Consider the following 19,362-nt stretch of genomic DNA (forward strand, 5'->3'; position numbering starts at 1 on the left):
CGGTTTTCCGGGAGCCACAAGGAATCATCCCGTTTTTTATCCGGCCCCATCCACCGGAAACAACCAACATAAGATAACAACCAACAGACCAATGAAACCACTGAATTTTATTGCCATCGATTTTGAAACGGCCAATGCCAAACGGTCTTCCATCTGTGAAGTAGGTATCTGCGTCGTACGGAACGGAGAAATCTCGGAGACACGTTCCTGGCTGGTCCAGCCGGAAGACAATTTCTATCATTACCGGAACATACAAATACATGGAATCCGTCCGGAAAACACGGAAAACGCTCCCGACTTCAAGCAGGTATGGGAGGAAATCGAGCGTACCTACCTGGACGAGTTCGATACGCTGGTGGCCCACAACGCCCCCTTCGACCGCAGTTGCCTGCAGCAAGCAGCCGAGTTGCACCGTCTGCTGTTGCCCGACCTGAAATGGGACTGTACTCTCAAGCATGCCCGTCGTCTGTATGCCTTCGGAAGTTATACGCTGGATTACCTGTGCGACTGCCTTGACATCCCTTGCGGCACTCATCATCGAGCAGGAGACGATGCGGAAATGTGTGCCCGGCTGTATCTGAAAGAAAATTCTTTGTAAAAATCTGCCGCCGTACCATAAATCTCCGTAACTTTAGCTGCTGAGAGCCCCAGCGGACCATCTGCTGACGGTTGTCACAAAAATCACAAACCACTTATTTAATAACCCAAGACTCATGAACAGCAGGCTCATCTCTATCGGAGTGTTTATGGCACTGATGCTGACCTCATTACTGGCCGGTCATTACAGTTTCCGAACCACCCGGCACGAAATCACGGCCGACCTGAACCAGGCACTGGCCTCCCTCATAGAAAAGGAAAGTAAGGCTCCTTTTGTCATCAGCCAGGATACCATCCGTGCTTACCGGCAGCTCCGGAAAGTATCGGAAGGCCCGGTTATGATTGCCATTTCCGACAAACGCTTCAGCCGGTTTCTGAAAAACAAGGCGCTGAGAGAAAAAGCCTTTATCACCTTCGACCTGGTGGACGAAAACACCCCTGCACCAGTCGCCGACCGTCCGCTGGTCTGCAGTGATACCCTGTTCATCCGGGCTGCAGACTCACAGGATGTTCTTGCACTCAGGGGGTATGTGCAACTCTCGGCTGCTACGATATTCGGTCTTTCCGACCAGCGTTATCCGGCTTTGCTGATTATCCTTGCCCTGCTGTGGCTGGCAGGTACCGAATACATGATCCGGAAACGGAAAGCCGCTCCTTGCCTGGGAGGCATCTATTATTCGGAGGACGAAGACCGCTTCTATACTGCTGCGCACGACACCGTCCGCTTCACCCCCATGCAGCAACAGCTCATGCTGCTTTTCTGGAAAGCCCCTTCACATTCCCTTTCCAAAGAAGACATCTGTGCGGCACTCTGGCCTAAAAAAGAAGATGCCAACGACACGCTCTATACCCTCATCAAGCGGATCAAACCGATTCTGGAGGCACATACAGACTTGAAAATCGTAGTCGACCGAGGCCGGAAATACACACTGACAGACAGTCCGTTAGACGAAAGACCGTAAAATGTCAGACAAATGTCATCCATTGTTTTCGCCTGCCTGTGCCCGATAAGATACTTTTGTTTCCGAACCAACACTCAGATGAATGAAACAGATAATCGGAAACAGAAACACCAGGATCCCTGCGCAGGAATCCAATGAGAAAAGAACCACCGGTTTCGCCCTGACGGGCAACTGGGCAGTGAGTTGTCTTGCATTTTCCCTCTTCATACTTTATCATGTTCCCATGGCCGCACAACAGCAGGAAACCCATGTGACACTGGATGAAGTGGAGGTAAAGGCGGCACGCATTATTCCACAGACAGACGGATGGACACTCTATCCGGTAGATGAGGTGAAGAAGACTTCCCATTCCGGGTATGCAGTCCTTCAAAAACAGAATCTTCCCAATATCCGCATTGACGATACCGGCTACCAGATTTCCACCATCGACAACCGTGGAAAGGTACAGATCCGCATCAACGGCATTCCGGCAGGCAAACCGGAATTGCTTTCCCTGAATCCGGCCGATATCCGAAAAATCGAGTTCATCGACCAGCCCGGAGTCCGCTATGGAGATGATGTGGCCTATGTGATTCATATCTATACGCATTCGCAACCGAGGGGGTACCAGACAGGTGCCGAGGCCTCACAGACCCTGAACTCTCATAAAGGAAGCTACAGCCTTTACGGCAAATGGAATAAGGGAAAAGGGGAATTCTCGCTGAACTATGATTTCAACTACCGGAATACCGCCAACGAGTTCATGGAAGAAAAGGCGGACTACCACCTGACCGACGGCAGTATACATACCATTTCGCGGAACGATGAAGAAGCCTTTCAAAAGAGCCGCAACCACCAGTTGAAACTGACCTATCACGCTGCCGATTCGGCCCGCTATGTATTTCAGGTCTCACTCGACGGCAGCCTCAGTCAGACACCCGAAGATTTCAACAGAAAAAAAGTACACGACGGTACGGAAACCTATACGGCCTGTCAGTCGCAGACCTACCGGAGCGGCAGTCCGGTCCTTGACCTGTATTACTTCCGGCAGCTGACTCCCCACCAGTCGCTCACCTTCAACACCGTAGGTACCTATATCCACACGGAATTATCCAACCAGTACGACGAAGGCACTCCTTATGCCTACCGCGTAAACGGGAACACCGGCTCCGTTGTAAGTGAAGGCATTTATGAAAACCGCCTGTCTCCTTTCACGGTCTCGGCGGGTATCAACCACCGTTTCAAGTACATACACAACGAATACAGCGGGGATGCCGAATCGCAGAACCGCATTTACAATCAACGTATCTATGCCTTCAGCGAACTCAAAGGCGCCTGGAGAAAATTCCGCTACACACTGGGAATCGGAGCCAGTTATACCCACTACCGACAAGGAGAATACACATACGATTACTGGCTCTTCACTCCGAAACTGTCCGTCACCTACCGTTTTACCGACCCGCTTCAGCTCAGCTACCACTTCCAGTCGAACGACCGGGTGTCACAAATCGCATTGCTCAGCGACGTGATGCTCCGCACCAACCGCATGGAATGGATCCAGGGAAGTCCGACCCTGAAGCCCAACCGGGATGTGACGCACACCCTCCGGCTCAGCTACAACCGGGCACGGCTGCAGTCGTACCTGCAGGGTTTCTATAAAATATGCCACCATCCCAATATGGCAACCTACGAACGGACAGACGACAACCGGTTCATTTACTCACAGCATAACCAGAAAGAGATTAATGCGCTTCAGGCAATGGCTTATGTCAACTACTGGATGATTCCGGACAGGCTTTCCGTCTCTGCATACGGCGGACTCTTCCGTTGCTTCAATTTCGGGGACGACTATACCCACTGCTATACCTCCTATTTCATCACCGGCAATGTAGGAGTATACTGGAAGAATTTTTCCCTGCTGGCCTATGCCGACAACGGATGGCGGTTCCTGGAAGGAGAAACCAAGGGATACAACGGAATGGAAACCGCACTGAGAGCCTCCTACACCCTCCGGCAGTGGAAGTTCTCCCTCACGTGGCAGCACCCGCTGATGAACCAGTACAAGAAATTTGAATCCGAAGTCCTCAACCGCAACCTGCAGAAAACGACGACACTCTACAGCAGGGAATCCAACCTGGTCAGCCTGGGAATCAGCTGGCGGTTCAGCAAAGGACGCCGCTTCCAGCCGGCAGACAAGACCATTCAACTGAAAGACAACGATACCGGTATCATCCGATAACGGGAAGATACCCTTCTCTGTCAGACAGACACACCTGCACATTTACATTCAAGCCTCGGATTTCTCACGCCGTCTTACCGCTCGTGATTCCTCCGAGGCATCACATTTTCATTTAATCATTATCAGTTCCGTTTTCTTCCTCCCGAATATTAAAGCGGTTGACAGTAACGGCAATGGCATACTTTGTCTGACCGTCACTGTACGAAGCCCTTCCCCCGCTCCGTATGCACATCCTTACGGTCATATTGTCATTGGCAGTCAGCAGAAACTCCCCCGAACGGCGCTGTTCGTTGATGGTATACCATACCCCATTCTGCCCGTACTGCACCTCCACATAACTTCCATCCGTCTCGTAATCCCAGGAAATCCAATACCTGGAAGTCTTTCCAGGATGGAAGGCAAATGCACAGGCAGCCTCATCGTACGACATATACGGAAGTGAGGTAACCTCCTCCGGATAAAAATTCAGGACGATACGGCTCACCGTATCCGTCGTCACCACATTATTCATCACATATTCCGTATAAGTTTCTCCCAAATGCTTCTTTCCGATAGGATAATAACTGATTCCCTCATTCTGACAGGCACCCAGCCAGAGCACCGTACACAGGAACCACAAGATTCCATACTTCGTTTTCATAATCTAACCATCTTATCATTTGGCGCAAATGTAAACAGCCAGGACCGGAATGCCAAAAAGAATCAGCCAACTGCCTGATCCTATCAGTCAACCGGCAGAATCTCAGATTTACGGAAGCTATTCCTCATGCAGAATACCTGTGCAGAATGCCCATACCAGGAGGCTGCCCCCTTTCCTGAACAAAAAGAGGAAAACAAAAACGCTCCAAGAAAGACCGGAAAAGATATACGATGAAATACTCTCGCTTGGTCTGTAAAAAAACAGCATTCGTCGATTTTAGTTGCACGAAACCCCTTCCTCCTCCTATTTTTGGAAAGAAAAAAACGCCAATATATGAAATATCTGCAAAAACAACAGCTTTTAGAACAAATCATTTACGCCACGATGTGGATACTGATATTAGGAACTCCGCTCATCGGTCTGCTGCTGGACGACGAACATCCGCTGGAAATGTCACAAATAGGAAAAGAGATTACGGATACATGGCTCATGGTCCTTCCCTTCTTTCTCCTGTTCATCGTCCACAATTACGTGCTGATTCCTTACCTTCTACTTAAAAAATATTACACACGATACGTACTGTCCCTCATATTTGTGATCGGCATCCTCTTCCTGTATCTGCCGGGATGCATCCAGGTATTCCACCCGCATCCCCTCTTCCATCAGGAGCAGGAGTTTGCGGTGACCGACTCCATGTACGAACAGATGTATCCGCAGGTTCTTCCGCATACCCCTCCGGTAGTGAAAGAAGTGCCTCCCGTACATCCCCCCTTTCTGCTGATACATATCATCATTGCCATCCTGCTGGTAGGATTCAACCTCACCATCCGTTTCTTCCTCAAATCGCTTCACGACGATGAGATGCTGAAGGAACTGGAACACCAGCACCTGGAATCAGAACTGAAGTACCTTAAATATCAGTTGAATCCGCATTTTTTCATGAATACCTTGAACAACATTCATGCGCTGGTAGACATTGATTCGGAAAAGGCCAAGAAAACCATTATCGAACTCTCGAAGTTAATGCGGTACGTACTTTACGAAGCCAACAAGAGCCAGATTTCCCTAAAATACGAAATCCAGTTTCTTGAGAACTACATTGCCCTGATGAAATTACGGTACACCGAGCACCTGGACATACAGACGGAATTTCCCCTCATCGTACCCCACGTGCAGATTCCCCCACTGTTGTTCATCTCCCTGCTCGAAAATGCCTTCAAGCACGGAGTAAGCTACCGGGAAAGTTCATACATCCATGTCCGTATTACACTGACAGACGGGTTAATTTCCTTTACATGCAGCAACAGCAAGCATACCAGTTCCGACGACTCGCATCACGGTATCGGGATTGACAACATCAAGAAACGGCTCCATCTCCTGTTTGGGAACAACTATACCTTTACCATTACGGAAGACAATGCCTCATACAAAGTTTTACTCATAATTCCACCCCTGTCATGAAATGCCTGATTATAGACGACGAACCGTTTGCACTTGCCCAACTGAAGGGTTACATCGAACGCATTCCTTTTCTCAGCCTGACCGCCTCGTGCCAGGATGCCTTCCAGGCTTCAGAAGTCTTGTCGCACACGACGGTAGACCTGCTTTTCGCCGATATCAATATGCCCGACCTCAACGGCATTGAGTTTGTCCGCTCCCTGCCCGTCCCCCCGATGGTCATCTTTACCACTGCTTATTCGGAATACGCCATCGAAGGCTTCCGGCTCAACGCCATTGACTACCTGATGAAACCCTTCAGTTTCAGCGAATGCCTGAAAGCCGCCGAAAAAGCCCGCCAGCTGTACAGCCTGACGCATGGCAGTACCGCAGAAAACGGACCGAAGAATGATGCCCTTTTCGTAAAAAGCGAATACAAGATGGTACGTATCGACAAAGAAAAAATATTATACATCGAAGGAATGAGTGAATATGTCTGCATTTACCTGGAAGACCGTCCCAAACCCGTAATCACCCTCAACAGTCTGCAGAAAATCCTGGCGATGCTGCCTTCCATTTTCATGCGTGTACATTGCTCGTACATTGTCAACTTACAGAAGATTACCGAAATATCCCGTTTCCGGATTCTATTCGAGAAAGATGTCTATATCCCGATAGGAGAAAACTATAAAGAACAATTTATGGCTTACATCAACCAGACAGGTCTGCTATAACGCAGTTTCCCGGGAATTACCCCGGGAAACCACTTAAAAAAAATTCCACATTAAAAAAAGGACAAAGACCTCGGACAGCCATCTGCAACTTACCGTTGAATGCCACCAGCGAGATCCCATTCCCCTCACCGCTTACTCCTCGGATTCCACCTCCGGTTCCAGTCCATACTTCTCCCGCGTAACGTTTTCCTGCAATTTCCGCTGAAGATTTTCAAGAATCCGAAGTTCCGATTTCATCAGTTCCAGTTCCGATCCCTTATACTGCAGTTCAGACAATACCGAATACGAGATATACGAAACCGGCATCAGTCTCTGCTCCTGCCTGTAAACATTGACCATGTATTTCAGCACCTCCGCCCGATAGGTACAGAGAGCCTCCTGATTTGTCGCATACAAGGGAGCATAAGCCTCCTTTTCCGTCTTTCTCAATTCCCGGTAGAACACATCAAAAGCCGCTTTGTTCACTTTCTTATCCTCTTCAGTAAACGCCCGCTTATTCTCTTCCACCAGTCTGACATATTCCTCATGCGCATTCAAGAAATCATCCAGTTTCTTTTTACATTCTTCAGATTTCAAACGATAAGGCTCCAGTTCTTCAGGATGGTCAAATTCAATAATCTCCCTGAAAGCAGACGGCATATTGTTCCAGCTGATGAATTTGGTATTCTCCTTACAGTATTCCGCATAAGCCTCAGCCAGTTTCCAGTTATACTCCAGCGTTTTGGTCTTCAAGTCGGCAGTAACCGCTACCAACTGCTGTTCGGTGGTCTGTTTCGCCTGCGCAAAACCACACAACACACTGCCAAACAATAACAATCCCAGACAACACACTTTCCAGATAAGGTTTTTCATTTCACTTCAAATTTAAGGTTACACATACTTATGTTATAATGTCGCATTTTTTCAAAAATACACAAAAAATACATATCAATAAAAAAATACGTATTTTTTATACTTCATAACCTGCGGAAAGCAAGGGACTACCTCGCAGAAGCCCGGCGACAGGCAGGAAACATCAATACGACAGCTGGCTCATCCGGCTGACAAACTCCTCCGCATACACACGCCCCACAGGAAGTTCCACCGAACGGTAACGCAACGTAAGCTGCCGGCGGTTATACGAGGCCACCTTATGCAAGGGAACAATATAAGACTTGTGAATCCGCATGAAACGGTCGGCCGGCAAGAGGTCCATGACCGCTTTCATACTGGTCTGAGACAACACCGGCCTGTCGGATACCAGAATGATACGCACATAGTTGTCCATTGCCTCGATGTATTCGATATCCGCCAGCCGTATCTTGACATTCTTGTACTCCACCTTCAGCATGATTTCCTCGTCGGAGAAGACCGGCCGTGCCTGCAGCCGCTGCAACTCCTGCAGCCGTTTCACCTTCTCAAGGGCCCGTTCGAACCGGCTGTAGGAAAACGGCTTATGCAGAAAATCCACCGCATCAAGATTAAACCCGTCCACTGCAAACTCGGCATAGGCTGTGGTAAAGACCAGAAACGTACCTGCAGGAAGCTGCCCCGCCACATCCAGTCCATTGATTCCTCCCATTTCGATGTCGAGAAAAACCAGTTCAGGCTGCATTTCCTTTATACGCTTCAAACCCTCCACGGGATCCGTGAATACGGAAAGCTCGATGTCCCCGCTGCGCTGACAAAACTGCCGGATAATGCTGAGTGCCACCGGTTCATCGTCTATGGCTATACATTTCATAAGTCCTGTATCTTACTGATTCTTATACCGCAATAAATTGATTTTCAAGTTTACCCTATACCACCCTTCCGTTTCCGTAATTTCCAGACTATGAGTCGAAGGATACAGCAACTCCAGTCGTTTACGGCAATTACTGATACCGATTCCGGGAGCCTTGTCAGCCGGACGCGGATTCACCACCTGATTCTCTGCCATAAAACAAAGAACCCCTCCTTCAGTCCGACAGAAATACGGATCTCACTTTCCAGGTGCGACGAAGTACCGTACTTCAAGGCATTCTCCACAAAGGTGACCAGCAGCATAGGCGCAATCTGAGCCTGCGGACAAGACCGGTCATTCGCATATACATAGTCCACGTGCGTACGCGACTCATCCATCCGGTTCTTCTGCAGTTCGATGTAACGGCGGATGTACTCAGCCTCCTCCTCCACACTTACCCTGTCTTCCGTAGCACGGGTATACATGTATTTCACCAGGTGGATAAACTGCATGAAAGCCGTTTCAGCCTTTTCCGACTGTGTCAGCATCAGTCCGTAGAGCGTATTCAGCGTATTGAACAGAAAATGCGGATTAATCTGTGCCTTATACAGCGCCAGTTCGGCCTTCTTTTTTTCGAATTCAATATTCTGCCGGACACTCATCTGCCGGTAAAGCTCCGTAAGCAAGCCCACGGCGACACTGAAGCACAGAGTGACAAGATAAAGAAACCACGTAGCCTGCTGATGCAACCGGATTTTCGACAGATTGGCCATTTTCTTCACCCTTTCGGGACGCGGATGGCTTCCCCGGAACGGGTATTCCAGCTGATACTGGGTAATCAGCCAGGTAACCAGCAGGGTGACTGCCAGGATACCCAACACTACCAGTTGCCGCCGGTGCGACTGAAACAGCATGGGCACACACACCTTGCGCGTCAGGAAATAAACCGCATACAGCCACCCCACCAGCAGGATGACGAACGTTGAATTATTTTCCAGCCACCTCTCTACCGGCAGCAAGGCTATCATGGCCGACAACAGGGCCACGCAAAAGAAGAGGTCGATTCCCCCGGGCAGGTATTTATGGTTTATCATCATCGGTATCTCACATAAAATTAAAGTTTCAGTTACACAAATATACAAAAGGCAGACAGACAAAATACAGTCGGCCGCATTTTTTTCAAGTTTGACTGCAATCCGGACGGCAGTTTGCGTACCTCTCTTTCAAATACGTCGGTGACGTCCGTTCCGTTCACCACTAATTCCGTGTCGTTTGCCACCGCATCCGGACGACGGTATTTCATGAGATCTTTGCTTTGCGTAGCTTTGTCTCAGAAAACCATAATCAACATCATCTACAGATATGAAACCACTGATTTTAGTTTCCGTCCTTACCCTCAGCCTGCTTCCCTCGGCCCTGATTGCCCAGGAGAGAGCCACCGTAAGCGGTACGATCACCGACCGGTCCAAGGGGTATGCACTTCCTTCTGCCACGGTGAGCATCGCTCCCGTTTCGGATACAGGTGCCAAGACTTATACTTCTTCCGATCTGAAAGGTGCATTTTCATTCAATGCCATCGCCACTGGCGAATACATAATCAGCATCACTTACGTCGGTTACAAGCCGGCTGAAAAGAAACTGCGTGTAACCGGAGACCAAACGGCCTACACCCTCCGCTTCCAACTCGAAGAAGATGCCCAGTTACTGGACGAGGTATCCGTCCAGGGACGTGCCACACGTGCCGAACAGAAAGGCGACAGTCTGCAGTACAATGCAGAAGCCTTTCAGGTCATGATGGGCAGTTCCGCCGAAGACCTGCTGGCCAAGATGCCCGGCATTGTCGTAGAAGGCGGTACGATACAGGCACAGGGCGAACAGGTGCAGAAAGTCCTGGTAGACGGCAAGGAGTTTTTCGAAGGCGATGTCAACCTGGCCATCAAGAACCTCCCGTCAGACATCATTGCCAGCATTGAGGTATTTGATAAAAAAAAGCGAACAAGCTGAATTTACTGGCTTCGACGACGGCGAGGAAATAAAGACCATCAACATCGTTACCAAAAAAGGATTCCAGCAGGGAACCTTCGGTGAGGTATCCGGAGGATACGGAACAGACGGTCATTACAAGGTGAACGGCAATGTCAATTTTTTCAACAACGACCGCCGGATTTCGGTACTGGGAATGTCCAATGATGTCAACCAGCAGAACTTCTCACAAGAGGACCTTGCCGGTGTGATGTCTTCTCAGTCCAGCGGACGCGGTGGACGTGGCGGACGCAGCAAAGGCGGAAGAAACGGAGGAGGCAGTACCACCAACTTCATGGTGGGCAGCCTCGGAGGAATTACCTCTGCCAATGGGTTCGGTCTGAATTATGTGGACCAGTGGAGCGACAAATGGAAGGTGACCGGCAGTTACTTCCTCAATCAGTCGGATAACCTGACGCAGCAGCAGACGCAGCGGGAGTATTTCGAACCGGTGACTCCGGGGATGACCTACAGCGAATATAAAGAGAATAGCATGAAAAACTGGAACCACCGCCTTAACCTGAAGCTGGATTACCAGATAAGCGATCGTACTTCGCTGCAGATCCGTCCTTCACTGAACTTTCAAAGCAATGACAGCCACGGTCTGCTGCAAGGTGCCAGCCGCACCGGAGACAGTCTGGAGGGAGAAACCGAGACTTCGACCCGGGAGGAAACCGGCGCTTATAACGTAGGAGCCGACCTGATGCTCCGTCACCGCTTTTTGAAGGAGGGACGTACACTCTCCTGGATGGTCAGCGGGAAAATGAGCAATACCGACAAGGATACCTATACGGATTACCTCAATACGGTTTACGGGGCGAATATCCAGCCCGTAAGCGAGAGTTACAGTCAGTTTGCACAGACCGCAAATAACCAGTTCAGCCTGCGTTCCAATCTGAGCTATACGGAGAAACTGACCGACCGTCTGCAGCTGCAGTTTGGATACAAGTTGAGTTACTCCGATACCGACAACGACCGCAAGACCTACACTCCTTCGGCCGTAAGTGATCTTTACGAGCAACTGGACGAAAGCCTGTCGAATGAATACCAGTCGGGCTACCTGACACAGGCCGGAAACGCAGGCCTCCGTTATCGTGCAGGCAAATTCAATGCGACGCTCGGCGTGGATGCCCAATGGGCCGAACTGTCGGGAGACCTGGTGTATCCGCAGCCGGACCAGCTGTCACACCGTTATTTTTCCCTGCTCCCCTCATTTACGATGCGCTATGCCCCGAGTTCCGCCCACTCCCTGCAACTGCGTTATCGCAGCAAGTCGGTCTCTCCTTCGGTCACCAGTCTCCAGGACGTAATCGATAACTCCAATCCACTGTTTCTGTCGGCAGGTAACCCGAACCTCGACCAGCAGGTATCTCATACCGCCAATCTGCGGTATATCCATACCACAAAGTCGGGACAGACTTTCATCGCCATGGTCGGTGCGACCATCCAGCAAGATTATGTTGCCGACAGCACTTTCATCGCCAAAGAGGACATCAAGCTTTCGCCGACCGTAACCCTGAACAAGGGATCGCAGTTCACCCGTCCGGTGAACCTCGACGGATACCGCAGTTTCCAGTCCATGCTGACCTACGGTTTTCCGGCCGACTTCATCCGCAGCAACATCAACCTCAGTCTGTCGGCCAATTATGCCAACGTACCGACGATTTTCGACGGAGTGAAGAGCCAGACACGGGAACTGAATCTGATTCCTAAAATCATTATCGGCAGCAACATCAGCAAGAATCTCGACTTTACGGCTTCTTACGCTGCCGGAATCAATAAAATGTTCAGTTCTTCGGGCACAGGGGCCGGAAGCGACTATACGACCCACACGGCGGCTGCCAAACTGGGATGGACTTTTTTCTGGGGACTTACTTTCCGGAGTACGTTCAACTATATCGGTTATACCGGACTGGAGAATGAGGCGGAAGATTATTTTCTCTGGAATCTGTCGCTGGGTAAAAAATTCCTGAAAAATGAAGCGGCGGAAATAAAGATTGAAGCCTTCGACGTGTTAAGGCAGAACCGGTCTTTTACGCACCAGACCGGAAGCAATTATTACGACTACGTAAGCAGCAATGTACTGCAGCCGTATGCAATGATCAGTTTTGTATATACCATTCGACAACTTAAAAAATAGCTTACAAAATGAAAAAGATGATTATTTTTGCCCTCGTGGCACTGCTGGGCGTACAATATGCAGATGCTCAACAGAAAAACAGGAAAACACGCACTCCCGAACAGATGGTGGAAAATCTGGATAAGAAACTGAATCTGACGGACGAACAGGAGAAACAGGTCCTCCAGCTTTACACGGAGTTCTTCGCCAAAAAACAGTCAAAGGAAGTATACAGAAAAGCGATGCAGGAGTTGAACGATCAGGTAATGTCCTTGCTTGATGACAAACAAAAGGAGATTTACAAGCAGATGAAGGAAAAACGGACAAAACGCAGCAAGTAAAAATCTCTGGAACGGTTTATTTTACACTTCCTTGGCAGAGTGAAGACCTACTTAAACCGATGCAATCTGTGTATCCATTTTGTATGTGCCAGAGAAATATTTGTCCAGAAAAATATTTGTCAGGCTCTATTAATTCAGGCACTCGGCAAGGGCTGAAAGCAACGTATAAACAGATATTGCAGTAAGGAAAGTTGTCACAATGCCTTATCATTATTCAAAACATTAAATACTAAAAATAGTACATTGATATATACTACATTTAGTATTTAATGTTACCTTTACAGGTAAGATAAATCAAAAAACTAAAATACACATATTTATGAAAGTAAAGGTTCTATACATTCTGGATTACAAAGGCGATGTAGGTATGACCACGACCTTCCATCAACTTAAGTGGGGGCCTTGCAGCAAAAAGGATATAAGGTGCCGTTAATCGACCTTGACGAATAGGTTAACCTGATCGAATCATTAGATTTGTCTGCGGGACTGCCACAGACTATTTACGGAGTGATGAAAGGTGAATATCCTCTACCGGCGTATCAGCATAACGACATGAGTATTAACACCTTCGCACCTCGATTTGGGGTTATAGAGGCTGACCTTATAACTTCGGAGCAGCTCATCATTCCCAGTACATGTGCCATATTTCGCCATGCGAGATATGCGCAAGCTAATGCTGATAATACGTAAGGATAGCAACATCTTAACGCAAACCTGAAAATAGCCGGAGTACTTATAATCCCGTATGACGGAGAAAAGAACCTTAACAAGAGCGTATCGGACCGGTAAAGAAGCTTTTCTTTGCCACGCATGTACGTAACGCATCGCACTTGCCGAAACACCGACACAGGGACAGGATGTTTTCACTATGTACCCAAGTCAACTAAAGCAAAAGATTACGAAGTGTGTATGCAATGAATTACTAACGGAAAAATGAACTAAACTATGGCAAATAAAAAAGAATTAAAGAGCTATATGGCACACAGGATGAGTAGCGGACTTGACTGTCTGATACAACTGACCACAAAAAAATGCATAAGCTGGAACAGAGCTAAAAAGAGAAAGCTCTACACTGTAATTTTGTAATAAACCAGAGCATTATTCATACACCCCACCATTTTATTAATATATCCCAATCTTAAATTTATGAGACCGAAAATATGCCTTATATTTCTACTATTATGTTCACTGTATTCTTGCAAACATAAGCAGATGTCAGAAAACAATTTTGACGACAAGATAATTCTTATCGAAAATAATCCGCAGCTTTATCTCTCAAAACTGGATACAACAAAACAGAACCATATCAACAACAGCAGAGAAGCAACAGATTTTCTATTGTCTGCCTTGACACTCAACTATATAAACAATGACTGCTATCCTCAGAAAGAGCTGTTATTGAAAAGTATTCAAATCTTCAAAAAAGGAAAAATGAGTCAGCAGCAACTGGAAGCCCAATATCTTCTTGCAGGGATATACAGGAACGAGAAAGACCTCACAAATGAAATATATACAATAGAAGAAGCTATCAATACAGCCTCTCGGATTGATGATAAAGAATGGCTGTTCTATCTATATAGCTACCTGGGAGATATTTACATTAAAAAGTATAATACACTTAAATTCATAAAATACCAGACTCTCGCGAATCAGTGTATAAAAGACATAGATTATCGGAATATGAGTATCTCTACCAAGGTTCTGGCTGCAAAGAATCTTCTATATACAGAACAGTATCAGAGTTCATACGACAAACTTAAGGAAATAGAATCCAGCATCAGCAAAAACAATACTTACTATAATGAAATCAAGCGTTTGCAGGGAATTGCCCTATATAAAATGCACCAATGGGATTCTTGCATTGAAAGTATGGAAGAAGCATCTAGAACAGAAAAATCATCAGAACACCTGTTCACTTGCCACTCTATACAGACTTACTGCTATTACCTGAAAAATGATTTGGAGAATGCCCAAAAACATAGAAAAATGGCAATAGAATATGATACAAATACAGAAACCGGAATTACCGGAATTGAGTTTTATACTTTATGTGCGGAATTTGCAAAGACAAACCATAACAAGGAAGAGGAAATAGAATACCTAAACAATGTGAAAGACAGATATGTGGCAGCTCTTGACAACATAAACGGTGAATCACTGGACGAAGCAATACAAGCCTATACACATATCCACGAGAAGAGAGTGTACAATAAACAGATAGCATTGTACAAATATATCCTGATAGGATTTCTTCTGACATTATGCGTATCTCTGATGCTATATATAAGAATGCGCAAGAAACAGGTATATAAAATCCTTGCCTTGCAGCAGCAGATAGATTCTCTGGAAAATCTCCGTAATATGAAAGATGAAGTAAAGAGCTTCATTTTGCGTGACTTTGAGATAGCAAAGAAGATAGCCATGCTCAGAGCTACCCAACAGAGACAAAGTGCCAAGTTTCTGAAAGACTTGGAAAAGCATCATATTATAAAAAGTAACGATTTATTGTCTACCCACTGGGAACAGTTCTATAAGCACATAGACATTTCTTTTGACGGATTCCACTCCAAATTGACAAGGGAATATCCCGTTCTCAACGAGAAGGAAATCCAGCTATGCTGTATGCTTGTATCGGGATTCCAAACAGAGGAAATAGCCGCCACCTGGATGAACAGTGTCTTCTCTGTTCACAAATACAAGACCAGCGTTAGAAAGAAAATAAACGCTCCAGAGGAGGGAAATATTATCATCTTTCTAACAGAAAAACTATAACTACAATAGCATTTTATCAAATTACAAGTTTTACCCCATAAAAACTACTAATAATCAACATATTATAAATTACAATTACAAACTAAAAGGGACATCTTACCAATGGTTGTATGAGTTAAATATACTACTTTTGCAAAAAATAAAATTCTCATTTTTCCTCAATGGAATTTGTAAGATAATTGTATAATAAAACAGATAGTAAAAAATGAAAAAGATGTTTCTAACAGGTTTAATTCTTTGTTTCTTATCATCATGTGATAAAGACAACATTCCAGTGGGAAAAGAAGATGATACGCATATATCTTCCCAAGACAGCACTCATAATAATTTCTCACCTAAGTGGATATCACTTATTGATGACAGTAAGGATAATGGAGAACTTGATATAAGTTCTAAATACATAGGTATACAAGGATGGTCGTGCATAGCTAACCCTCCCTATATCTATGTGGGAGCAACCTTTCCAAAAAGCACTTTCAATACTTCTTTTGATAAAGAAGTAACAGATAAAAAGAGTCCTGTATATCTGACATTTGATTTTAATAATCCGTATATAACCCATATGGAAACAGTAACCTATAACGGATACCTGAAAAAATAAAGGAAGCTATAAATTCAGAAGAATTTTCAAGTTACAGTTTTCCTACCCGTCCGTATCAGGTGAAATTGGCAGAATTACAGAATCTGGAAAATTTGGACTCATGCTTTGTAGATAACAAAGACTTCGGAAATACTCTGAAAAGAATCGTAAAGCAGGAATTGAGCATGGATAAAGTGAAAAGCCTGTGCATTGGAAAAGTAATGTTCAAATCGTTTACTGTATCTATGGAAACACCGACTAACGGATTGTTTATGAAAGAACCTTCAGGTATTGAGAACTTTGTATATGTACGAACCCTCACTTATGGAACAAGTGCCTACTTTATCATAGGAAGTAACAAAACTTATCAGGAAGTATTGGCTGCATTTAAGGACTCTTTTATGAATGATTATCATAACCAAGAAGGAGTGTTGAATAAGTCTCAGATTATTTTACTCACAGTATCAGACATAAATCAGGAAGCAGAAGTAAAAGCGACCTTTAATGATTTAAATTCATTCCTGAAAAATCCTTTTATGAATGGAAATACATACGGTTATCCTATATATTGTAAAGGGGTATATGTCAAAGATAATAGCCTATTTATTAAATAATTAAACGAATACATTATAAATTTAAAATTATCTAGACTTACACTAGTCTTATTCTTAGGTTTACCTTATTTTACTTCATGTTCAAATGATGATTTAACTACACTTGTATCAGAGGAAGAAAACTTACCAGTTTCAAGAAGTACATCAGAAAAAGGACGCTTTGATTCCGAACCTTTTCAATGGGACTATTTTATTTCCACTAATCCTGAAAAGAAATCATCTGATGAATTCGTTGTATATCCTGTTAAAATTCAAGAAGATGCAACCCCATTAACTAGATCAAATACAAATCGAAGACGTGGAGAGACAGGATCTAGTAGTAGAAGACCTGGAGGAACAAGACCTGGAGGAACAAGACCATCTTACACTGATTCTACAACTACTTCAAATATTCTCATTAGTGATCCTAATATTATAATATGTAGGAGCAGCTTTCCCCGAATCGGAATTTGGAAAAAATTTTTCAAAAGAATTATTATATCCTAGAAACCCCATAGATATTAGTACAAGTTTCCCAGATTCATATATTGGAGAAATAACAAAAGAAACAGGAAGTCTAGGATATAAAAAATTCCTCAAAGAAGTTTTAAAATCCTCTGAATATAAAAACTTTATACAAAATGGAGGTCGTGAATCATTAGATTTTCAATGTACAGAGTTCTTCTCTTATTCTGATATAAGCAAAGCCTTTTCTTCAAATGCGGGATTAGCTAATATATTCTCGGCAAAAGTACAAAGTAACTCTCATAAGACGAATATAAAAAGTCGTTTGTTGGGGCAATTAATATCAAAAAACTTTACAGTAACAATGGAAGTTCCTGCCAACGGTTTCTTTAAAGATAAATCCAAAGACAGTTCTTCAGAGAACCCTGTATATGTACGTTCCATTTCTTATGGTAAAATAGCTTTATTAGCAATAGAAAGTGAATACTCCTTTGAGGAAGTTAAAAAAGCTGTCGAAGCAGGAATAAAATGGAAAATATTCAATGCAGGAGGTAGTTTTTCAGCAAAAGATACAGAAATATTACAAAAAACAACAATTACATTATATCTTATTTCTGATGATACTAAAGGAGAAGCTAATCAGTTCTTTAATTCTTTGGATGATATACAAAGAGCATTTAAAATAAATTATTCAGAATCAAATTTTGGATTACCTATCTTCTGTAAAGGATTCTACACAAAAGACAACTCTATTTTTAAAATAACAACATCACAATCTACTAGACCACGCAGAAGAGATTAGTTCTTTATTAAAAAAGTATATATAGATAGCCTCTGGCAGGGTAACTTGCTGGGGGAGATCGCTTTTACTTTACACATATAGCATTAGGGATTACAATGGAGGGTCTGACCTAAATGATGAAAATCCAAAGCAAACAAATAATCTTCATATGCCATTTTACTAAATTGTCATGACTCAAGCTAAAAAAGATTGCTAAAACTCCATATCAGTCTTTAAATATTTAGTTACTTTACCTGTATCCGGGTCTATGTACATGGTTGTTATAAGCTCACTTCCTTTTACACGCTGCTTTTCAGCAGAAGAGAATGCATTGTTTACTATTGAACGACATTTAGGCTTGGTCCATGTTTCTTCCTCAAATTCGTTTAACAATTCCTCCTCTCTACTTATTTTCTCTCCTGTATATCTGTTTATCTGCTTGACATAAATGTACTTGCTATCCTTATTATAAAGATTTACAAGTCCCGCACCTTCCGTTAGGTCACACTGATAAGTATATCCTTCCTCATAAAAAGTCTTGTCCTGACTGTAGTAATTTGTCTGGGCTGAAAGATCAACCATAAACAGGCTGATAAATAATAATAAAAATATTGTTCTCATATCAGCAATCTACAGTTAAGGTTTGTATATTTGAAAAATTGGTTATAATATTACGGTTGGCATCGTATTGATAATTTTCATAGCCTTTAATTGAGTGGAAAACAGGTAAAAACGTCTCATTTATATCAGTATCTCCACTTTCACAAATTTTGTACAGTATCATCCCAACCCAAGACATATGAAGCGCTCAGACACTCTTTATATACTTATACAACCGATACTCAGCGGATTACTTTCGTGTCCATTCATAAGGAGGACTATTTTTCAGTTTCGGCCCTCTCCGGATATTTTCTTTTCTGAACTTCTAAGTATAAGACCTCTCTCCTCCATGCATTTCTGTACGCATCATGTTACCCAATCCATTCTACTACGCTGTTTTATTAATCAACGGCGCTGATTATTAAAACGGTGGTGCTGATGATTGAATTTACGGCACGGATTCATTTTACCTTCAAGGTCCCTTGCGTTTTCTCTGCCCTTTCCGCCAACTATTCACAGACAAGAATGGAAGAATGTTTAGAAACGCATTGAATGCTGTTTAATCTGATATCCTTCATTTCATATTACTTAATCGAATCCCCTTCATGCCGGTTTATCCAACCCGGGATTTACCTTTGCGGATCATGTACCATGCCACAGAAGGTATTATTAAGCTGCATATGGTAAATAAATTTATGGATAACTTGCCGCTATGCCAGGAACCTAATAAATCAAATCTGAAAATCAAAAATAAAGATATCGCATAAAGACATAGTATGCTCCATCCTGTTACTTTCAT

At 44.4% G+C, this 19,362-nt stretch carries 19 protein-coding genes; 13 read left to right on the plus strand and 6 right to left on the minus strand.

The window, feature by feature from the left end; translation table 11 throughout:
- The first annotated feature begins 91 nt into the window (after positions 1-91).
- From H3001_RS01650 to H3001_RS01660, 3 genes are all read left to right on the plus strand, one after another.
- Positions 92-598 (plus strand): 3'-5' exonuclease, encoded by a 507-nt coding sequence (locus H3001_RS01650; protein ID WP_178245438.1) that lies wholly within the window; start codon positions 92-94, stop codon positions 596-598.
- 115 nt (positions 599-713) lie between these two features.
- A complete protein-coding gene (locus tag H3001_RS01655) occupies positions 714-1,559 on the plus strand; it encodes a helix-turn-helix domain-containing protein (RefSeq protein WP_178245436.1) in 846 nt (281 codons plus the stop codon).
- Positions 1,560-1,641: 82 nt separating this feature from the next.
- Positions 1,642-3,777, plus strand: coding sequence for a porin family protein (locus tag H3001_RS01660; RefSeq protein ID WP_181213909.1), 2,136 nt, complete (start codon positions 1,642-1,644; stop codon positions 3,775-3,777).
- Positions 3,778-3,889: 112 nt separating this feature from the next.
- Here H3001_RS01660 and H3001_RS01665 read toward each other — a convergent pair whose 3' ends face one another.
- On the minus strand, positions 3,890-4,417 hold the full coding sequence (locus H3001_RS01665) for a hypothetical protein (protein WP_178245432.1): 528 nt from the start codon (positions 4,415-4,417) through the stop codon (positions 3,890-3,892).
- 333 nt (positions 4,418-4,750) lie between these two features.
- Between H3001_RS01665 and H3001_RS01670 the strand changes: the two genes are divergently transcribed.
- Complete coding sequence (locus H3001_RS01670) at positions 4,751-5,878, plus strand: sensor histidine kinase (protein ID WP_178245430.1); 1,128 nt, start codon at positions 4,751-4,753, stop codon at positions 5,876-5,878.
- A complete protein-coding gene (locus tag H3001_RS01675; RefSeq protein ID WP_181213910.1) occupies positions 5,875-6,588 on the plus strand; it encodes a LytR/AlgR family response regulator transcription factor in 714 nt (237 codons plus the stop codon). Before H3001_RS01670 ends, H3001_RS01675 begins: the two co-directional genes overlap by 4 nt.
- Positions 6,589-6,720: 132 nt before the next feature.
- Here H3001_RS01675 and H3001_RS01680 read toward each other — a convergent pair whose 3' ends face one another.
- The 4 genes from H3001_RS01680 to H3001_RS01695 form a co-directional block, all read right to left on the minus strand.
- Positions 6,721-7,440: a DUF5039 family protein gene (locus H3001_RS01680; RefSeq protein WP_181213911.1), complete on the minus strand. Its 720-nt coding sequence runs from the start codon at positions 7,438-7,440 to the stop codon at positions 6,721-6,723.
- A gap of 163 nt (positions 7,441-7,603) precedes the next feature.
- Positions 7,604-8,311 (minus strand): LytR/AlgR family response regulator transcription factor, encoded by a 708-nt coding sequence (locus tag H3001_RS01685; protein ID WP_181213912.1) that lies wholly within the window; start codon positions 8,309-8,311, stop codon positions 7,604-7,606.
- A 12-nt stretch (positions 8,312-8,323) separates the two neighbouring features.
- Positions 8,324-8,506, minus strand: a complete 183-nt coding sequence (locus H3001_RS01690; RefSeq protein WP_181213913.1) for a hypothetical protein — start codon at positions 8,504-8,506, stop codon at positions 8,324-8,326.
- Entirely contained in the window at positions 8,485-9,387 is a 903-nt protein-coding gene (locus H3001_RS01695) for a sensor histidine kinase (protein ID WP_181213914.1), read from the minus strand. The genes H3001_RS01690 and H3001_RS01695 overlap by 22 nt, the downstream gene beginning before the upstream one ends.
- 265 nt (positions 9,388-9,652) lie before the next feature.
- On the opposite strand from H3001_RS01695, the gene H3001_RS19385 reads away from it, so the two are divergent.
- From H3001_RS19385 to H3001_RS01725, 8 genes are all read left to right on the plus strand, one after another.
- Positions 9,653-10,294: a carboxypeptidase-like regulatory domain-containing protein gene (locus H3001_RS19385; protein WP_246368367.1), complete on the plus strand. Its 642-nt coding sequence runs from the start codon at positions 9,653-9,655 to the stop codon at positions 10,292-10,294.
- Entirely contained in the window at positions 10,269-12,452 is a 2,184-nt protein-coding gene (locus H3001_RS01700; RefSeq protein ID WP_246368370.1) for an outer membrane beta-barrel protein, read from the plus strand. Before H3001_RS19385 ends, H3001_RS01700 begins: the two co-directional genes overlap by 26 nt.
- An 8-nt stretch (positions 12,453-12,460) precedes the next feature.
- Positions 12,461-12,772, plus strand: a complete 312-nt coding sequence (locus H3001_RS01705) for a hypothetical protein (protein WP_178245418.1) — start codon at positions 12,461-12,463, stop codon at positions 12,770-12,772.
- Positions 12,773-13,717: 945 nt separating this feature from the next.
- Positions 13,718-13,858: a hypothetical protein gene (locus H3001_RS01710; protein ID WP_181213915.1), complete on the plus strand. Its 141-nt coding sequence runs from the start codon at positions 13,718-13,720 to the stop codon at positions 13,856-13,858.
- Positions 13,859-13,984: 126 nt separating this feature from the next.
- Entirely contained in the window at positions 13,985-15,544 is a 1,560-nt protein-coding gene (locus tag H3001_RS01715) for a LuxR family transcriptional regulator (protein WP_246368373.1), read from the plus strand.
- Positions 15,545-15,749: 205 nt separating this feature from the next.
- Positions 15,750-16,145, plus strand: coding sequence for a hypothetical protein (locus H3001_RS19390; RefSeq protein WP_246368389.1), 396 nt, complete (start codon positions 15,750-15,752; stop codon positions 16,143-16,145).
- A 164-nt stretch (positions 16,146-16,309) separates the two neighbouring features.
- Complete coding sequence (locus tag H3001_RS19395) at positions 16,310-16,738, plus strand: hypothetical protein (protein ID WP_246368392.1); 429 nt, start codon at positions 16,310-16,312, stop codon at positions 16,736-16,738.
- Positions 16,739-17,510: 772 nt separating this feature from the next.
- On the plus strand, positions 17,511-17,984 hold the full coding sequence (locus tag H3001_RS01725) for a thiol-activated cytolysin family protein (protein WP_181213916.1): 474 nt from the start codon (positions 17,511-17,513) through the stop codon (positions 17,982-17,984).
- 192 nt (positions 17,985-18,176) lie between these two features.
- On the opposite strand, the gene H3001_RS01730 is transcribed toward H3001_RS01725, so the two are convergent.
- Positions 18,177-18,584 (minus strand): DUF5043 domain-containing protein, encoded by a 408-nt coding sequence (locus H3001_RS01730; protein WP_178245410.1) that lies wholly within the window; start codon positions 18,582-18,584, stop codon positions 18,177-18,179.
- Between the last annotated feature and the right edge of the window lie 778 nt (positions 18,585-19,362).

Origin of the sequence: Phocaeicola faecicola, assembly GCF_013618865.1 — a bacterium.
GTDB lineage: Bacteria > Bacteroidota > Bacteroidia > Bacteroidales > Bacteroidaceae > Phocaeicola > Phocaeicola faecicola.

Excerpts from the sequence above, each read along its gene's own strand:
- H3001_RS01650 (WP_178245438.1), top strand. The coding sequence starts at position 92 with ATGAAACCACTGAATTTTATTGCCATCGATTTTGAAACGGCCAATGCC.
- H3001_RS19395 (WP_246368392.1), top strand. The coding sequence starts at position 16,310 with ATGGATAAAGTGAAAAGCCTGTGCATTGGAAAAGTAATGTTCAAATCG.
- H3001_RS01665 (WP_178245432.1), bottom strand. The coding sequence starts at position 4,417 with ATGAAAACGAAGTATGGAATCTTGTGGTTCCTGTGTACGGTGCTCTGG.
- H3001_RS01660 (WP_181213909.1), top strand. The coding sequence starts at position 1,642 with ATGAAACAGATAATCGGAAACAGAAACACCAGGATCCCTGCGCAGGAA.
- H3001_RS01675 (WP_181213910.1), top strand. The coding sequence starts at position 5,875 with ATGAAATGCCTGATTATAGACGACGAACCGTTTGCACTTGCCCAACTG.
- H3001_RS01710 (WP_181213915.1), top strand. The coding sequence starts at position 13,718 with ATGGCAAATAAAAAAGAATTAAAGAGCTATATGGCACACAGGATGAGT.
- H3001_RS19390 (WP_246368389.1), top strand. The coding sequence starts at position 15,750 with ATGAAAAAGATGTTTCTAACAGGTTTAATTCTTTGTTTCTTATCATCA.
- H3001_RS01715 (WP_246368373.1), top strand. The coding sequence starts at position 13,985 with ATGTCAGAAAACAATTTTGACGACAAGATAATTCTTATCGAAAATAAT.
- H3001_RS01690 (WP_181213913.1), bottom strand. The coding sequence starts at position 8,506 with ATGGCAGAGAATCAGGTGGTGAATCCGCGTCCGGCTGACAAGGCTCCC.
- H3001_RS01730 (WP_178245410.1), bottom strand. The coding sequence starts at position 18,584 with ATGAGAACAATATTTTTATTATTATTTATCAGCCTGTTTATGGTTGAT.
- H3001_RS01680 (WP_181213911.1), bottom strand. The coding sequence starts at position 7,440 with ATGAAAAACCTTATCTGGAAAGTGTGTTGTCTGGGATTGTTATTGTTT.
- H3001_RS01670 (WP_178245430.1), top strand. The coding sequence starts at position 4,751 with ATGAAATATCTGCAAAAACAACAGCTTTTAGAACAAATCATTTACGCC.
- H3001_RS01685 (WP_181213912.1), bottom strand. The coding sequence starts at position 8,311 with ATGAAATGTATAGCCATAGACGATGAACCGGTGGCACTCAGCATTATC.
- H3001_RS01655 (WP_178245436.1), top strand. The coding sequence starts at position 714 with ATGAACAGCAGGCTCATCTCTATCGGAGTGTTTATGGCACTGATGCTG.
- H3001_RS19385 (WP_246368367.1), top strand. The coding sequence starts at position 9,653 with ATGAAACCACTGATTTTAGTTTCCGTCCTTACCCTCAGCCTGCTTCCC.
- H3001_RS01695 (WP_181213914.1), bottom strand. The coding sequence starts at position 9,387 with ATGATGATAAACCATAAATACCTGCCCGGGGGAATCGACCTCTTCTTT.
- H3001_RS01705 (WP_178245418.1), top strand. The coding sequence starts at position 12,461 with ATGAAAAAGATGATTATTTTTGCCCTCGTGGCACTGCTGGGCGTACAA.